The organism is Ureaplasma canigenitalium ATCC 51252, assembly GCF_000712165.1.
In the GTDB taxonomy this organism is placed as follows: Bacteria; Bacillota_I; Bacilli_A; order Mycoplasmatales; family Mycoplasmoidaceae; genus Ureaplasma; species Ureaplasma canigenitalium.
The window spans coordinates 103,107-121,946 of the sequence record NZ_JONZ01000005.1 but is presented as its reverse complement, the minus strand read 5'-3'; the positions used below and the strand labels follow the sequence as shown (position 1 = coordinate 121,946).

The 18,840-nt window shown below is 32.8% G+C and carries 10 protein-coding genes and 2 tRNA genes; 10 read left to right on the top strand and 2 right to left on the bottom strand.

Going from position 1 to position 18,840, the window contains the following annotated elements:
• Positions 1-96 precede the first annotated feature (96 nt).
• The 3 genes from T416_RS0101735 to ylxM are packed head-to-tail and all read left to right on the top strand — an operon-like array spanning position 97 to position 4,395.
• Positions 97-3,042 (top strand): AAA family ATPase, encoded by a 2,946-nt coding sequence (locus T416_RS0101735; RefSeq protein ID WP_031489111.1) that lies wholly within the window; start codon positions 97-99, stop codon positions 3,040-3,042.
• Positions 3,042-4,115: a signal recognition particle-docking protein FtsY gene (gene ftsY, locus T416_RS0101730; protein ID WP_031489110.1), complete on the top strand. Its 1,074-nt coding sequence runs from the start codon at positions 3,042-3,044 to the stop codon at positions 4,113-4,115. The genes T416_RS0101735 and ftsY overlap by 1 nt, the downstream gene beginning before the upstream one ends.
• Complete coding sequence (gene ylxM / locus T416_RS0101725) at positions 4,096-4,395, top strand: YlxM family DNA-binding protein (protein ID WP_031489109.1); 300 nt, start codon at positions 4,096-4,098, stop codon at positions 4,393-4,395. Before ftsY ends, ylxM begins: the two co-directional genes overlap by 20 nt.
• 567 nt (positions 4,396-4,962) lie before the next feature.
• Here ylxM and T416_RS0101715 read toward each other — a convergent pair.
• Positions 4,963-5,038: transfer RNA gene (locus T416_RS0101715), tRNA-Ala, on the bottom strand.
• 1 nt (position 5,039) lies between these two features.
• Positions 5,040-5,116 (bottom strand) — tRNA-Ile (locus T416_RS0101710).
• 532 nt (positions 5,117-5,648) lie between these two features.
• Between T416_RS0101710 and T416_RS0101705 the strand changes: the two genes are divergently transcribed.
• The 7 genes from T416_RS0101705 (at position 5,649) to T416_RS0101675 (ending at position 18,839) form a co-directional block, all read left to right on the top strand.
• Positions 5,649-6,791 carry a hypothetical protein gene (locus T416_RS0101705; protein ID WP_031489107.1) on the top strand — a complete coding sequence of 381 codons (1,143 nt, stop codon included), beginning with the start codon at positions 5,649-5,651 and terminating at the stop codon, positions 6,789-6,791.
• 34 nt (positions 6,792-6,825) lie between these two features.
• Positions 6,826-7,254: a hypothetical protein gene (locus T416_RS03810; protein WP_156953968.1), complete on the top strand. Its 429-nt coding sequence runs from the start codon at positions 6,826-6,828 to the stop codon at positions 7,252-7,254.
• Positions 7,255-7,324: 70 nt separating this feature from the next.
• The gene (locus T416_RS0101695; RefSeq protein WP_031489105.1) at positions 7,325-8,386 is read left to right on the top strand and encodes an ABC transporter permease; all 1,062 of its coding nucleotides are present in this window, start codon (positions 7,325-7,327) and stop codon (positions 8,384-8,386) included.
• Position 8,387: 1 nt separating this feature from the next.
• Entirely contained in the window at positions 8,388-9,386 is a 999-nt protein-coding gene (locus T416_RS0101690) for an ABC transporter permease (protein WP_038079629.1), read from the top strand.
• A 1,009-nt stretch (positions 9,387-10,395) separates the two neighbouring features.
• Entirely contained in the window at positions 10,396-11,637 is a 1,242-nt protein-coding gene (locus T416_RS04075) for an ABC transporter ATP-binding protein (RefSeq protein WP_245600635.1), read from the top strand.
• An 18-nt stretch (positions 11,638-11,655) separates the two neighbouring features.
• Positions 11,656-12,957 carry an ABC transporter ATP-binding protein gene (locus T416_RS0101680; protein ID WP_031489102.1) on the top strand — a complete coding sequence of 434 codons (1,302 nt, stop codon included), beginning with the start codon at positions 11,656-11,658 and terminating at the stop codon, positions 12,955-12,957.
• A gap of 11 nt (positions 12,958-12,968) precedes the next feature.
• A complete protein-coding gene (locus T416_RS0101675; protein ID WP_031489101.1) occupies positions 12,969-18,839 on the top strand; it encodes a PDxFFG protein in 5,871 nt (1,956 codons plus the stop codon).
• Position 18,840: the final 1 nt, after the last annotated feature.

Genomic DNA, 18,840 nt, shown 5'->3' with positions numbered 1-18,840 from the left:
GGCTATTTTTTTGTCAAGTAAAAATGCTTACAAACATAATAAATCTTTATAATTTAAAGGATTACATTATTTTAATTAATAAAGAAAAAGATTAATATGCCCTTTTTAAAGAAAATGGTCATCCAAGGTTTTAAATCTTTTGGTAATGAAGTTACCATCCCTTTTGATGACCAAATGGTAGGAATTATTGGCCCTAATGGAGCTGGTAAATCAAACATTGTTGATGCTCTTAAATGACTAATCGGGGAGCATAGTGCGAAGCAACTTCGTGGTAAAAAAGATGATCTCCTTTTTAATGGAAATGCTCAACTAAAAAAAGCGACAAAGATGAAAGTGTCATGTGTTTTTAACAATATTGACAATATCTTTAATAATCTTGATCCTGAATTAAAAGTTACTCGTGAGTATGACCAAAAAACCGACACAAATAAATATTTTATCAATGACGAAGAAGCGAAACTATCTACCATAACTGAGCTTTTTCTCAATAGTGGTCTATTAAAAGGTTCGCTTGGTATTTTAAGTCAAGGTACAGTAAGTTGGTTTAATGATGCTAAACCGATTGATCGGCGAAAGGTTTTTGAAGAAGCTAGCGGGATTAGTAAATACACCCGAAAAAAAGAAGAATCAATACGCGATCTTGATCGTGCAAACGAAAATCTAAATCGAATTAATGATATTGTTCTTGAACTAAAGAAGGATTTACAGAAACTTGAAGATCAAAAAGCTAAATTTGACCAATATCAAAAACTCAAAAATCAGTTAACCGATATTGAGTTAGTTATTACTAGTCGTGAGTTAAAACACCACACAATCAATCTAGGTGAAAATGAAGAATTTCTTCGTAATACACGAAATAAAATTAGTTTAATAACACCAGATATTGATATCCGTGATGAAGAGATTAAAAAACTTGTTAACGACAAAGATTTTTCTCTCGCTAAATACAATCAAATTAATGATGAAATTGCGAAAATTAAACGTGAGATTGATCAATACAAAGACGAAAAAAATCGCACTGAAATTCTCCTTACTAACCAAGTCACTAATGCTTCTTCTGTTGAGACAAAATTAGCCGCTTTAAAGACTTTAATTTCAAATGATCAGTCAACCTTTGAAACATCTAAAAAAGACCTTGATTTCTTTAACAAGGAACTTGAAGATAAAGAAAAACAATACCAAGCGATAAGAGACTTATTAACTAAATTTGAGGACGAACGAAACCAGAGTGCGACATCTCTTCGAGTAGAGCAAACCACACTTGAAAAGATGGAAAATGAATACGAAAATATGTCAAGTCTGGAAAAAGGAGCGAAGACCATCCTTTCAAATAAAGATCATATTTACGGAGTCATTGACACAATCGGTCGTTTAATCTCAACTAAGGAAATGTATGAAGTTGCAGTACAGACAGCCCTTGGTAAAGCTATTTCAAATGTCGTTGTTAAAGATAATGAGAGTGCTAAGAAATGTGTTAATTTTCTTAAATTAAACAACGGTGGTTATGCGACTTTTCTACCTTTAAAAGATATTAAAGCGAAAGAAATTAAAAAGGAATTTATTGATATTCTAAACACCAAAAAAGGTTTTATTGATACAGCAAATAATCTTGTTAAAATTAAGCCCGAATACAAAATTGCTATTGATAATTTAATTGGTAATATAATCATCGTTGACAACCTTGATAATGCTGAAATTTTAAGCCAATTTACATATAAAAATTATAAGGTAATTACTCTTGATGGTTCTGTCATTCACAGTATGGGAGCGGTATCGGGTGGGTCAGGTCGTCACCTTGTTTCAACTCTTAACCTTGAACAAAAAATTGAAGACCAAAAGAAGAAAGTTGAAGAACTTGTTTCATCGTACCGTAGTGTTAATCAAAAATACGATAATGCCCGACAGGGAGTCGAAGACTTAACTAGTGAAGTCAACACCATTAAACACAACATTCAGCGACTTAATTATGCAATCGAAAAACTTGATGAAGATATTTCAAAATGAACAAGCGAATACAATGTACTGTCAAAGAGTAGTTTAACAAAGGAAGACTTAAAAAATTCAATAAGTTTAAATCAACAGAAATTAGATGAACTTTCTTCTTCCGTTTTAAAAAAAGAAATGGAGGCTACTAATTTTTTTAATCAATATAACAGTATTCAAAAAACAATTGATGAAAAAAGATCAAAATATATTAAAGATAAAGATACACTTAATGCTTTAAAACTTGAAGAAAACAAAGCGATCAATAATATTGAAATCAATAGACGAGAAATTGAAATGAATAAATCAATTATTATTGAAGACTATCAATTAACTCCTGAAAGAGCAATTGAAGAATATAGTAATCGTGCTCTTGGTTATAGCGATGCTCAAGCAAAACAACAAATAAAGGACCTTAAATTCCACTTACAAGGATTTAAGAATATCAATCTAAATGTGCTTGAGGATTATTCTCTTAAAGAAAAAGAATTTAATGAGAAGAATAAAGAGCTAGAAGAGTGTACAGGAGCGGTTCAAGATCTGCTTGCTATCATTAACGACCTTGATAAAAAAGCTAAACAGGATTTTCTTAAGATCATTAATGAGACTAATGAAAAGTTACCAGAAATCTTTAATTATTTATTTAATGGTGGTTCTTGTTTTATCCGTCTTGAAGACGAAAAAAATGTCCTTGAATCCGGAATTGAGATTATTGCTAATCCACCTGGTAAAAAAGGGGTTCCACTTGCTCTTCTTTCTGGTGGAGAGAGAACACTTGTTGTGCTTACGGTTTTATTTACCTTATTAACGATTGCGAAGTTTCCACTTGTCATTCTTGATGAAGCAGAAGCCGCACTTGATATTCATAATGTAGATAAGTTCGGTAAACTAATTAATAAACAATCAAAAGACACTCAGTTTCTTGTTATTTCCCATCGTCAAGGTACTTGAGAAAATTGTCATTCTCTTCTTGGTATTGAAATGTCGAACCAAGGACTTTCATCATTCATTAAAATGAAATTAAATGATTTACATGATAAATATAAGGGAGCACAATAATGGGTTTTTTTCGTAACTTATGAAACAAAATAACTAGTCGATTCAAGAAAAAAGATGCGGAGCAAAAAAGCGAGGAAATTGCTTCTAAACTTGATGAGCAAAGAATTCTAAAAAAAGATGATGACTCAATGGTCAAGTTTAATGAGGGATTAAGAAAATCGTCAAATGCACTTGATCAAGCAATTAATGATCTTGCTAAAAATTATGTTGAAATTAATGAAGAATGGTACGATGATCTTCTCGAAGTTCTTATTGGGTATGATGTTGGTTATGTTGCGGCAACCAAAATCATTGAAGCGGTTAAAGACGAGATTCTTTACCAAAAAGTAAATGATCCGATTCTCATTAAAACCATCATTGTTGATAAGATTTTTCTTTACTACATTCAGGATACCGACATTAATACTGACATTAATCTTCAACAAAACAAAACTAATGTTGTACTTGTTGTAGGAGTTAATGGAGTTGGAAAAACGACTAGTATTGCAAAAATAACCAAGCAATTTGTCGACCAAAAACTAAAGGTTCTTCTTGTTGCTGGTGATACCTTCAGAGCTGGTGCGATTGAACAACTTTCTGTATGAGCGAGCCGTCTTGGTGTGGAAATTATTAAACCAACTAAAGAAGGACAAGACCCTGCAAGTGTTATTTATACCGGTTTAGAGAAAGGTTATAGTGAAAAATATGATCTTGTTATCGTCGATACTTCTGGCCGTCTACAAAACAAAGTAAACTTGATGAATGAGTTGAAAAAGATTCACGATGTTATTCATAAGTTTGATCAATCAGCTCCGCACGAAACACTACTTGTTTTAGATGCTACACTTGGCCAAAGTGGAATTGCTCAAGCTAAAGCATTTAATGAAGCAACTAAAATTTCAGGGATTGTACTAACAAAAATGGATTCGACATCACGGGGTGGGATAGTTCTTGCCATCAAAGATGCTTTTAATATTCCGGTTAAATTAATTGGTCTTGGAGAAAAACTTGAAGACCTTAAGGTATTTGACCTTGAATCTTATGTTGATGGTATGGTTACCGGGATGAAATTAGATGGAAAACAAACGCTTTAATTTAATTGATCTGTTTGATCTTTATAAGTGTCTACTTACTGCTAAGCAAATTAGTTATTTTACCCTTCACTACCACCAAGATTTATCCTTACTTGAGATTGCTGAAACATTTAAAGTTAGTCGTGCTGCAGTTTTTGATAGTTTAAATAAAATAAAAAAGTACCTTTATTTTTATGAAGATTCACTCAAACTTTACGAGAAAAGAAAACTGAGAAGGGAACTTTATAAAGAAATAAAGGATGAAAAACTAAAGGATAAATTGTTTAAACTTGACGAGTAACAATATAGAAATAACATCATTTTTTTTAATTTTAAAAGAATCGCTGAATATTGTTTTTTTTATAAAAAAAACAATAAGAATGGTTGATTTAGAAGAAAAATCGATTCTTTGCGCTTCTAAAAATGGTTTAAAAACACTTATTTTTCAAAGAAAAAAAGATAAAGTCAGGTCTATCACCATCGATTTTTGTTATTTTAAGCTTCTTTTTTCTTATAATTATTATGCGGATAGCTTAATCGGTTATCCGCACACTCAATAAAAAATAATGTTATGTAATTATTAATTCAATTTGAATTTACTCCAAATTTAAATAAAAACTTAATTAATACAGTACTAATTGCCTTACTATATTCTTCCTTTTTGTTTACTCATAATTTTTTAGTACTGTATGCTGTTAAAGTAATCGTGTAATTATTAGTTTTACATATGCAATCAAACATCCTTTAAATCAAAAAAAGTCCACTGTATTGCCTAATACAATGGACTTTTTTCTACTACTACAAACGTTTACAATAAAAAATAACTAGCACATGCTAGTTATTTTTTAACTCTCTTTATTTCATTTAATGGTGGAGACGATGGGGGTCAAACCCACGACCTCCTGAGTGCAAATCAGGTGCTCTATCAATTGAGCTACGTCCCCGTGGTGGAAATAAGTGGACTCGAACCACCGACCTCACCCTTATCAGGGGTGTGCTCTAACCAGCTGAGCTATACTTCCATAACGTTAATATTATAGTGATTTTTAAAGATAAGTCAATATAAAAATTCTAATACAATTTACTAAATAAATATAATTTAACTAATATTCATTAAATTAAGTTAACAGAGTTTTTTAGCACACCAAAGTGCTAATTGATAAAAAGTGTAAAAATTGGTACAATAAATTAGGTAAATATTACACTTTTTATCAATTGATTGTTTTTTTTACTATTTCCATTGACTTATAAATCATATTGGTTTAATTTATTAAATAAACATTGAAAGGACTTATTGTAATGCATTCAGTTATTCTATTAAATAAAAACTTTAATAAGAATATTAACATTAACGGTATTGCATCATGTGACAATAATGATTTTTACTTTCAAGATGCAGTTTATTTTTGAATGTTCACTAAGTTTATTTCATTTAAGAAGAACCAATCAATTTTTAAGTTTCTGATTCGCTGCATTGACAAGAATAAATTTTATTCTTGCTGCTGTGCTAATTATTAGTTGATGTCATTACAATATATATAAAGGTAAATAATAATGAAATCAACTAAAAAGAATATGAAATTTTGTTGGTTTTTATTTACTTCATTAACTATTCCTATTTTCGCCGTTACCATTGCAAGTTGTCAAAAAACAAAAACGGATGTTCCAAGTAAACCATTAACCAACAAACAAAAAGAATCATTACAATTGTCTGATGAAATAAGCAGCGAAACACAATCGACAATTGTCATTAATGATGATATAGGTGAAAAACCTAAGTATGAAGCCATCGCACGCGGTTTTTACCAACTTGTTAATCAACGATTTAAAAACTCTTTCTATCTCTATTACATTAATAATTTTTTGTTCTTAAATCTTTTTAATTTTAAGTACCATGTTTATATTGAACACTTTAATTTTAAAGAAAATAATAATAAGAAGTTTGATATCGATTTTAGTTATAAGGTAAAAATCGATTCAACCCCATCAAAGATTGACGATGATATTTTAAATAAGATTAAACCGCTGATTATTGATCTCAAAGGGAAAAATAAAAGCGGTCAAAAGTATTTCAGTAGTATTCAAGAATTTAAAGAATACATTGAAAAAGCAACATATATGAATATTGCTTATCAAGATGTTACAATTGACGAAGTCGTTAGCAATATTCAATATACTGAAGGTTCTTACACTGCATTTAAACTTTCAGGTGGTAAATTCTACCGTTTCGTTTCACAAACAGTTAGAGTGTTTGGCAAAAAAGACGACATCGGTCAAATTAAAGATAAACAACTTGATAACGAAATTCCGTTAATCGACCTTGATTATCGCAATCTTAAAGAGCGTTCTTTCATAACCCCAGAAAACAAAGAAACCGAAATTAGTCAAATAACTTTTACTAAGGTACTTGATCGAGAAAAAGGTAAGGATGAAATAAAAAAATTAGTTATTAGTCCAACAGAAATACTCTCACCAGTTTTTCTTGTGAAAAACTATGTTGCGGCAAAAAAATTAAAAGAAACTAATAAATTATTTTTTGAACAATGACTTGACGATCACCTACTTACTATTACTAAAAACAAAAGAGATATAGTAAAGGAAAATCAATATATTTATTTTGATCCAAGGTTTTACCAAGACATCACTCTGGAACCTTCTCAAGGTCAACATTGTCATGCTGATGGAGTGTGTCATTAGTATGAAAAAAAATGGAAGTTATCCAAGGAGGTTTATGTGTTATAGAGCATGAATTAGTATGTTTACACTACTTCTTGTTCTTATCATTTCCCACATTGTTCTTGAACTTGTCCCGACTTTTAAGTTAAAAGCATTTCATGTTTTTCTTGGTTATTTAGTTCTTATTATGATTGTTTTTCTTTATGTTTTCTTTTCAAGGTACTACCAAAGACGGAAGTACATCAAAACAATAAGAAAACAAGGAGAATATCGTATATCTAATTTTGAAGCAAAAGTGATTGATCGCTTTTATGTTGATGCAAAATATGAACTAACATCACTACAATATGCTTACATCCGCTTGAATTTATTGATTCTAGTAATCATCTTACCAAGTTTTCTTTATGCTCTTGGATGTACTATTGGTTATGGAATTATGAGTAAACAAATTATAAGCTCACTTGTCAGCTTAACTATTATTTAAAGGAGTATGTATGTCTAACGAAGTAGTTGAACAACAACTTAGCACTAATCAATCTACCTCTCCCTCGAAGATGAAAAAAGAGAATTATTCTTTTTCTAATAATTATGTCATCTTTGGGACAGGAAGATCGATTAGATCTAGCAAAGAGCGAGACCGAGTCATTGATCCGATTATTGACTTTTTCTCAACCGATTCAAAGTTTGTTCAAGGAATTTGAAAAACTTTCAAATTAATACTTGAATTTTTTGTCTTATCTTGAATAGTTGTTACAGTAACATTCTTTTTAATTAACATCGTACCAGGGGAAAATGCCCTTACGATTGGAATTACATCACCAGAAGCGAAGAAAGCAATTCTAGCTCAATACGGTCTTGATCGTCCGCTCGGAATTCGATATTGAGAATACCTTGGAAATTTATTTGTTGGTAAGTTTGGAATTTCAACATCAATTCGTCCTGGTGTGGAAATCAATCAATTTATTTGGGGACGTTACCTTGTTTCGTTTGCAATAGGTATTTTCAGTGTTTTCCTTACCTTGATTGTGGGTATTCCATTAGGTGTGCTTGTTGGTCGTAAGCCAGGTGGTATACTTGATAGTATTTCAACCGTAGTCATTTCCGTAATTTCAGCCGTTCCTTCGCTTGTCTTTGGTCTTGTCCTTTTATTAATTGGTAAGGATGTTGGGTTACCTTTTGTATTTGATATTAACAATTTCCTAACATATATCCTTCCTGGACTTGCTCTTTCGCTTGGTTCAATTATTGTTTATGTACAATACATTAAGGTAGAAATGAACCGAGAACTAAATTCAACTCACGCTAAGTTTGCTTACTTAAAAGGAGCGACAGTGAACCGTTTCGTTTGAATGCATGCATTAAAACCTTCACTTTTCCCAATCGCTACCTTCTTCCCATTTGTGATTCTTGGTTCATTTACTGGAGCGTTGTTTATTGAGCAAATTTTCCAAATTCCGGGTTCTGGTTCATTATTCCTTGACTCAATTTTGTCGAAAGATTTTAATGTTATTCTATTATTAGTAATTATTTATTCTATTACTACTATTATTGGTTATACCTTACGTGATGCTCTTTATATTTTAATTGACCCACGTATTAGAAGAGGAGGTAAGTAAAATGTCAGCAATTCAACGATATAAGAAATCGAAGATGAAACAATTCGGCGAAAAAATTGCTGATGAGTTTAGAAGCGATGCTCCTAATTTATTTCTTCAACCATTTAAACATCAGCAATGAAAAATTGTCGGAAACATCATTGAATTCCGTGAAAATGTGTATATGGGTGCGAAACCAAGACCATTCCGTGAATTTGCGAACCGGTTCGCTAAATCAATCTCGGGAGTGATAGGATTTAGTATAATTATCTCCTTATTAATCCTTGCGATTGTCATTCCGTTAACATCAGGATCACCAACCGAACTAAGACCAGGACACCGGTATCTTGACTACTTCTCAAAAGGATTTATTTTTGGGACAGATAACAAAGGTCGTGACCTTTGAGCGATGCTGTGATGGGGTCTTCGTTATTCTCTGGGAATCGCTATCATTACGACAGCGATTGAACTTGTTGTAGGTGTGACGATTGGTATTTTAATGGGTTATTTTACTTGGTTTGACCGGGTGATGACCTTCTTCATTAAAATCCTTTCTAATGTTCCAACCATCATTATTCTAATGATCCTAACCGTTATTCTAAAACCCTCGTTTGGGGTTACTGTGTTTGCTATTTCATTTGCTGGTTGAATTGGAATGGCGAACCATATGCGTTCACAAGTTAGACGGGCTCGTGGTTTCCTATGAGTGTCAGCATCAAAGACTCTTGGGACAAAGAATTCAAAAATCTTATTGAATTTTATTCCAATCATCGTTCCTATTATGATTTCGCAACTTGTGTTTTCAATTCCTGGAGCAATTTTAGCTGAATCTTCACTGGCCTTTATTGGGCTATCGTTACCAAATACCCCAACCCTTGGTAACTTAATTGCGGATGGTTCTTCGATTATTACCTTATATCCTAGATATACCTTAATACCGTCGTCCATTTTAGTGTTAATAGTGGCTTCAATTCAATTAGTAGGGAGTGCAGTGCAGGACGCATTGCGTAGACAACGTTAATATGAAAAAAATCTATAATTCTAAAAGTTTTCGTAAACAATATTACAGTTATACCCTTAGCAATCGTAAATTGAACTTTGATGATTATAAACCAGATAGCCAGCATTTAACAATGATCAAAGGTGCGAAACCTTACGAGAATAACGATTTCGCTATTTTCGAACATATGACCAATAATGTAACCGACCCGATTGCTGTTTGCTCAATCAATGTCGAAGGTCATCATGACATATCTGCTTGTGAAAAACAAAAAGAAATGGAAAAAATGATGGATGACCACTCTTTACTAACAATGCACGAAGATGAATCTGGTAATAATATGATTGTTTCTGATTCACATGATGAATATCAAGTTTACGACGAACAAAACACCAGTGTGTCGCTAACTGATTTAATGTTAGTAAAACAAGAACAAGATGCAGTTGAAAAGTTGGAAGAAGAGGATACACCGCGTCCTAATTGATCAAAAAATGAAATTCCAACCGAATATGAACTTCAAAATAGTCGTGGTCGTGTTGTTTCCTTTACCGCTCCTTGTCTTAAACATGAAGATCAAAAAGCTAAAAAGATTCATAGTTTTTGAACAGATGCAGTATTTCAATATAGTACTGAAGATAAATCAGAGGAATGATGTCGTCAAGTTTATAACTCAGAATACATTCCTCCTTTACTTGACCGAACATTAATCCAATTAAATGAATTTAAATGGACTCTTAAAAAGGATAATGGTGAACAATATCAAGAAGGAATTGACACAAGATACCTTGATAATAATCCTTGAGCTTCTCCTTATCCTGAAATTCACCGCGATTCATCCTTCGATATTTATAACGAAAAAACCTCCCTTGGGATTCTTCGATCTAATTTCAACCAAAAAATAAATCAAGAATCGGATGTAGAAACTTCTTCTGATGTACTTCATGATAAAAAGGTTGAACCATTAGTTAATCTTGATATGAAGGCAATAGACGAAAAACCTATGATGGATGAATTAATGGTTAATGAGTCAATGTCAAGTGAACCAGTGAAGTCTGAAAATCCGGAAAAAAAAATCGCCCAAGAGACAAAAGCAAAAAAGAAAAATAAAAAGGAAAAAGTAACTCTTAAGTCCTACTTCGCTCCCACAAGAAAACAATTTGATTTTGAAAAATTTGAAAGTAATGTCTCATACAAAGAATTTAAGGATGGCACGAAGTTAAAAATCGCTGCAAGCATTGAAAATATCAAACTAACTTTTACTAACCCAAGCCGGCCAACCGAAAAAGCTCTTGTTTTAAGAAATACATCAATTGACTTTTACGAAGGTAAGGTGCATGCCATCATCGGGGAGTCAGGTAGTGGAAAATCGGTTATCACTTCACTATTATATGGCCTTGCTGGTTCAAATGCGAACATTGAGGAAGGTAAGATTAGTCTTTATGGGAACGAGGTACAAGACTTTACCTTTAGTGATTGACAACGATCAAAATACCTTGGAAAAGTGATTTCTGCGGTCTTCCAGAATCCAACATCAACCTTGAATCCGACAATGAAAATTGGAAAACAAATTATGGAGGGAATGTTGATTAATGGTCTTGTTAAAAACAAGAAAGAAGCGAAAGAAAGAAGCATTGAATTCCTTAAACTAACTAAAATTAACAATCCTGAAGAAGTAATGGATTTATATCCACATGAACTTTCGGGAGGGATGATTCAACGGGTTGTGATTGCAGCGATCGTCTCACTGCATCCCAAAATCCTTGTTCTTGATGAACCAACAACAGCCCTTGACCCAACAGTTCAAGCATTAGTGCTTGATATTATCCGTGATCTTCAAGAACGATTTAAGATGTGTGTCATTTTCATTACTCATGACCTTGGGGTCGTCGCAAGTATTGCTGACTATATCTCCATTATGTATGCTGGACAGGTTATTGAAGAGGGTACACGAGATGAAATTCTTTGAAATGCTCAACACCCTTATACATGAGGTTTGATTCAGTCGATGCCCGATGTTAATACAGGTGACCGTCTTGAAACAATTAAGGGATCAGTTCCTTCACGATTGAATGATATCGTTGGCGATGCCTTTGCTATTCGTAATGATTATGCGATGGTACGTGACTTCGAAATTGAACCAGATATATATTATGTATCAGAAACCCACAAAGCAAAGACAGCATTATTAGACCCTAATGCTGAAAAATACACTCCACCGAAACTAATTAGTGAACGTTGAGAGCACTTTAAATTAATGAATAACAATAAATAATAAAAAAGCGAGAACATTATGGCAGAGACAGAAAAGAAAGTTTTTTTCGATCGTAAAAAGCGATTTTTACTACCAGAAAAAATTACTGTTCGACCAGTCACAGAAGGTTTACTAGAACGATTAAATGCCAATCCTGAACGCAAAAGACTTGTAGAAGTAAGACATATGGATGTGACATATGGTTATGGTCTTAGTAAATTCAAAGCAGTTCATGATATGTCATTTAACATCTATGAAGGTGAAGTACTTGGTCTAGTTGGTGAGTCAGGTAGTGGTAAATCAACAACTGGTAATGCCTTAATTAGTCTTGTTAAACATAGTTTTGGTGATATCAAAATTAATGGAAAGTATCTTCCTAAGGAAGGAGAGAAAGTTGACAAGGACTTTAAGGAATTCATTATTAATAATGTTCAAATGATTTTCCAAGACCCAGCTAACTCTCTTAACCCTTTTGTTAATATTGAACAAGTTGTCACCGAAGGTCTTTATAATTTAAAAAATTTTAAACCATCTTACATTAAGTTCTCATTTAAAAGTTATTTAATTGATTTAATGAATGAACTTAAAAAGCGAGGACTTAATGACCAAGTCACTAGACTTGATATATTCTTTAATGATCAGTTTGATTACTTAAATGAAGATGAGCAAAAAAAGTTAATCTCTTTTGTAAATAAATTACAAATCAAAGATTTAACCAATGGTAGCATTAAATTAAACGAAATCTTAAATGAAATCAACGAAGTTAAGAACTTAAATGAAAATCAATTAATCAAAAAAGTTGCCATTGATGTCCTTAAGTCAGTTGGATTAGATGAGACAGTTCTTCATCGTTATCCGCTTGAATTCTCCGGTGGTCAACAGCAACGGATTGGAATTTCAAGAGCAGTTGCGATGAGACCAAAACTATTAATCGCAGATGAACCAATTTCAGCCCTGGATGTTTCTATCCAAGCACAAGTAATTAATATCTTTAAGGATCTTAAAGCGAAATATAACCTAACCATTCTTTTTATCGCTCACGACCTAAGAATGGTTGAATACATCAGCGACCGTATTGCTGTAATGTATAAAGGAATTTTACTTGAAATAGGTCCGACTAAGGAAGTTGTGAAAAACTTCCTACACCCATATACTAAATCATTAATGGAGGCCATTCCGAGTATTGATGCTGATAAAAAATCATTACTTGGTTATATCTACGACCCTTCGATGCACGGTTATACAAAAGATCATCAACCAAAATGAATCAACTTAGGTAATGACCACTATATCCTAGCGACTGAAGATGAAGTTGAACGTTGAAAGAATAGTGAATATTAAGAGGAGAAGATATGAAAACTAAAAAAAGGTTAACTCTTGCTGCGAAAATTGGAATCGGCTTTGGTGTAACAGCAATTCTTGCTTCAGCTTCAGTTGGTTTCATGGCATTGTATTCTAAGACCAAAAATGGTCTTGGTCGAACTGAAATTGAAATTGCTTCTGCTCTTCATAACGATATCGAAGACAAATCCGTTGACCGTGCTGTTTTCATCGACGTTAACGAAAAAGAAGTTGCACTTTATCGATTTAATAAGGATGACTTTAAAGAAGACAGTACTGATACACCAGAAACTAAAGTGCTTAAACAAAAACGTCGAAAAGTAAATTATTTTGTTGAACTTCTTGTTGACTTTAAACCAAGTGATCATGGTAAATACAAAAAAGGTGACATCCTAACTTACGACGAATTTATTGATCTTTATATGAGCAATTTCAATAATAATTTACCAAGTTTTATTCTTGAAATTGGTCCAGTACGATTTGAAAATAACTATGTTGAATCGCTTCTTCCGAACGAATTTATTGAATATACTAATTGATTTTTTAAAAATGTTTCATGAGGACCTGACGTTATTACTTTAAAACGTTTTAGTCTTGGTCGTGGTGTTAAAACAAATGGTAATGCGATTACACTTGGTCAACATAGCGGGACACGTGAAAGTACTGAAATTGAATTTTACCCAGATGGTTTCTTTGGAACTCAAGCGGTATATTCTGAACTTTCAGGACCCGGTCAAGCCGCTGATGCTCTTACTCACAAACTAAATGCAGTAGGGATTACTGAAGAAGAATTCCGAGATTATGTTAAACAACTTCCTATGCTTCTGACTCTTCATAATCATGAAAAGTCTTTTGGTGGTTTTAAACTGCTTGACCTTGTTGTAGGTAAAAAATATTATGTTGTTGATCTAGGAAAGAAATTCCGTCGTGAAAACAATATTCTTCCACGATCATTTTTAAAATACAATCTTCCTGAAGTTGTTGATTTTAAAACCCAAACCAGAATTCAATTAAATGGTGAGTATAACTTTATGTTCCAAGCTTCATCGAAAGAAGAAGCGGAAAAACTAGCGAAGGAAATCTACAAAGATTTCATTCTTAAATACAATCTAATTCCAGTTGAACCCGAAACGGATAAGGTTACTTTTAGCGACACTGAACTTGTACAGATTGATGTTAAAAAAGTTAATAAATATTCAGTTCGTGAACCAAATCAAAGATCAAATAACTTAAATTGAATGGACATTCTTCAGCTAGTTGGAAAAGACGATAAAGTTAAAAACATTGTTCTTTATCAAAATGTTTACTGACAAGGAAATATTCCAAACGAACCTTTAATACCAGCTTATATGTCGAAGGTTAGTTATATGAATCTTCCTTCAAGATTACTTTCTGACATTGTCAAAAATAACTATGAAGAATATAAGAAAACTCAAAAGAATTTTCACAACTTCTATGATATTGACTATAAGTTAAAGGGAAAACGTGTTTTTGTTTACGATCACGAACAAAACAAGGAAAATCCACGTTTCTATTCAAGAAAAGAGGATGCTGTCGAAGCTGAGACTGCCGTTAAAATTAAGAACAATGATGGTACGACAAGTATTGAAGGTTTTGTTCCAGATCGCCTTATTGGGATTACCATTACCGATGTTGAGATTATCGATAAATATTCATTTAAAATTAAAGGAAAAACACTTGGCCAAAATAGCACCGATGTTGAATATACTTTAAAACAAAGTCCGGCTAAGGATAATAAACGCGGTTTTCTATATGACAGTCGGTTTGATGATGCCTTTAATACCCTAAAGGTTGCTGTGGAATATACCGACCCGTATACTCCGAAGGTAATTTCAAAAGGTTCTTCCTTTATTAACGGAAAAATTGTTCCGACTTATACTATGTTCACTGAAGTGTATAGCGGACTTATCGATAAAGTAATTAATAAGAATCTACAACTTGGAAAAACAATTGAAGGTCTTCACATTGAATCGACTCTTAATGATGACGGCTCATATTCGTTAGAAGCCGTTGATGGCAAGTATTATGGTCTATATGATTCTGATCGCATTCCGTATCTTGCGATTGTTCGTGAATCAGACCCAGGATTTGTTTCAACAGGAATTGAATATTTAAGATATGTCGGTGCTCATGAATACGGTCACCACCAGACTCTTCAATATATTCAAGATATCTCTGAAAACAAGAATAGTGCTCTTGTTGGTGGGATTGACACTCGGACTGGAACGTCATTACAACAATTTCATAACACAAAGATTCTGCAACACTATTTAGATGCGAGATCATCTGGTTTACGAATTAGAAGTACTGATAGTAATTATTTACCAAGTAACGAAGCTTCGTATTTAAACTTTAGTTATGGCCGAGTAAAGAGGGATACACCTGACAAGGATGTTCGATATGAAACAAGTGAAGACATTTTCGGTTCTTCTTCTCATGATCCATTAGGTTATTTCCTCTTCCGTAAAGATCGACGATTCCTACTTTCGTTCGAGGGACTTCTAGCTTCAGCGAAACTAAGAAATCTTAAACCTTATGACATTTATTTAATGAATGCGTTTGATACTGAGTCAGGAACTCTTAATCCAGGTATTGATCCACACATTAATAAATTAATTGCAAGTGAAATTGCAAAGAAGGAGCGTGGTGAGCCTTATGATCAAAACATTATTAATCTTAAAGCTAGTAAATATTATATTGATCAAACTAACACCAACAATTATAGCTTCATCGATGCGAATACACCGGGGACACGTGGTCTTGGCCGATATGATGGAATTATCCGCGACGGAATGGGTACCCCAATTAAATTTACAAAAAGCGGTGTTCCTATTATTTACGAACTACCAGCCGGTGTTGAATTAAGAAATGCAAGTCCAGCTGACATTAAAGTACTAATTAAAAACAAGTTTAATCAACCAGTGATTAATCCTAATATTTATGTTGACGAAAACGGTAGTTTTAATTATCGTGGTTTTCAACAAAGAAGTGAACAGATTGTTATAGCAATTAACCAACTTGTTCAACGAGAATTTAGTTTAAATGGATGAACTTCAACCGCTCTGGGAGCGGATAACGAGTATGTTAAGGGTGAAGATAATTATAAGGTTGTCCCAATAATTAAAGGTGAAAGAGCTACTCTTGATCGCCGTTATTTACACTTACTTGATGAGTCACTAAAAGATAAAAATTACTCTAGTCTCTATCCTTACCAAAGAACTGAAAATGCTTCACAAGATAATATTAATTTCTTCATTAATCACATCGATGGTGGAATCTTAAATCAAGATAAGAAAAAATGAAGTTATGCCTACGAGACAAGAAAAGAAGAACTTAACCAAGCAAAATCTCAATTCCAATTATTGAGTATCCAAGCTAACAATTCCGCGAAACATGCTAAGGAAAAAAAGGAATATGGTTACACCTTCTTTAACAAAGTAACAGCTCCTGATAAGGATGGGTATCGTTATCTTGCAATTCCTACAACTAAGAATCTTGTAAAAGAAAATAAGGATAATTTTTATCATACTCTTCGACCTTCTGGTTCTACTCTATTTTTTCCAACCCTATACGATCAAACTGGTAATAAAGATTGAACAGCAAATGAAAATCATACCATTGCTCTAGGTGATCAAAAGGTTAGTTTAAAATTAAGCGATGGTTCGACAATCCTTGCTCCTAAAAACTACTTGGTAGTTAAGAAAAATAATGTAACAAGTATTAATGATTTAACTAAGGATGACACTGAAATTATCGTTATTTTAAGTAATATCGATAACTCGATTGGTAGTGTATTAAGTAAATATTTCAAATCAAATAATGATGTTACATTAGACACAAATTACATTTGAAATCTTGATGCTTCATCAAGTTATCCAATTCCTAAAGGTACAACTTTAAGTGTTCTTAAATTTAAAAATCATGATGCTTTTATGAAGTATAAAGCAATTGATCCAGAAAGTTTTACCGTTAAGTTTAAAGGTACTGGTAATGATCGTTATCGTGCTTGAAAAAAAGAGTCTGTTTTGCAACTGTTAGATCTTGAGAAATACTTCAAGGATGTTTATCATAAACAGCACTCAAATGTTAGTTATGAAGAGTTTTTAAATGGTGAACTTTACTCATCTTTAATGGATAAATTCATCGTTGAAGAAGCACAATTAATTAAGACAAAAGACTATACAGCAAAGGAACTACACAAGATTAGTTACATTTTTGATGGACAATATGGACTTCCTGGTTTTATGAATTTTAACCAAGAAGAAGAACCGAAAATGTGTGATGAATATTCTGGTAATAAGAAAAACATTTACTCTCCACGAGTGACTAATGAACCAGTTCGAAGTACCGATGCAGTTTTAAATGCTGTTTGGTTCCACATTCAATTCAATCGAGGAGTTACTTCGCTTGATAACACCTTAAACTTAGCTCAAATAGCAATGGTTTTATATGGTAATGCTGCTTATGTTTCACAGCGAAATAAGAAAAAAACGAGCGATGAACTTCTTACTTATAAATACAATGGTGAAGAACTTAAGAAGACTGACCTTGAAGGTTTTAGTCTCAAAACAGAAATTGCTGAACAGGATGGGGAACGAAAACAAAGCAACCTTGGTCAAATCTTTAGTGACTATACATACAACATTGCTGAAGTACTAACACGTGACTATGTACAAACGAACTATATTCCTAGCAAGGTAGAGACTCCTAATATCCCTAACTTTATTTCAGGTATTAACGAATTTAATACAGGTAATGAAATTCTTTTTGCTGGGGAAAATACTCGCCAATGATTAAAACGAGCCATCCCTGTTTTCAATCTTCGTTTTGGTGCTCTTGATCACTCTGATGTTCACAATAGTATTTTCTGATCATTTGTTAATGAAAAAAATGCAATTAGTAAAATCATTGAAAATAATAATTTACTGATCAAGCATTATGAAGCATTTATTAAGCAAATTACTTCTCCTGAATATAATAGTTTATCCGATGAGCAAAAAAGTGCTATCGCTGAGAAATATCAAGCTGAACGAGATAGATATTTACCGAAGAGCGAAGAGGAATTCCTTAAAACTCTTAATACAAACCCTAACTATCGGTTCCGTGACTATGATGGTGCTGCGTTTACCTTTAATATCGGTGGATTTAATAACCGTCTTAGTCCTTCAAGAATAGGACAAACTACCCAAACTAACAACGGGTTCTTTAAAGACCGTTGACTAAGAAAAATCGTTAATTGAGAATTATATGATGATAAACGTGAACCAGTTAAAGATGAAAATTTACAAATAACTGATGTAACCAATACCAGAGTTGCTAAGAACCGTGCAGAAGCCTTTTGATTCTATACTCTTAAATCACAAGGGATTGGTGACCGCACACTAAGTGGTGTCTTCCGAAACAAGGATAAAGACAGTACCTTCTTCTGGGGATTTGTACCAAAGGAATACCAGGAAAAACTTGGTTATCTTGCGATTGAATCGCTTGATGGACGGGAAATTAGATACATTAAAGTTAATACTAAAAATACAAACAATATGTTCTATTTCAAAAAACAAAGTGATCCATCTTCGAAATGAACTCTTGATGATGAAGGTTTTACATCTTGAGCAACTGATTATGCGACTCTTGCAAACTATACAAACTCGTTAATTAACTTTGACAATACTTCAACTAAAGGTTCGTTATTTAGATTATATTTAACAGATAAAGACAAAAAAGAAATTAAGGGTCTTTTAACCCTTGGTAGTCGATCGATCATTAGTGAAAACGGAAAACCAAAATCAGTAGCACCAATTTATGCTGAAAAAAACGAAAAAAATGAAGTGATTCTTAGAATTTCTAACCAATTCTCAGTCTAGA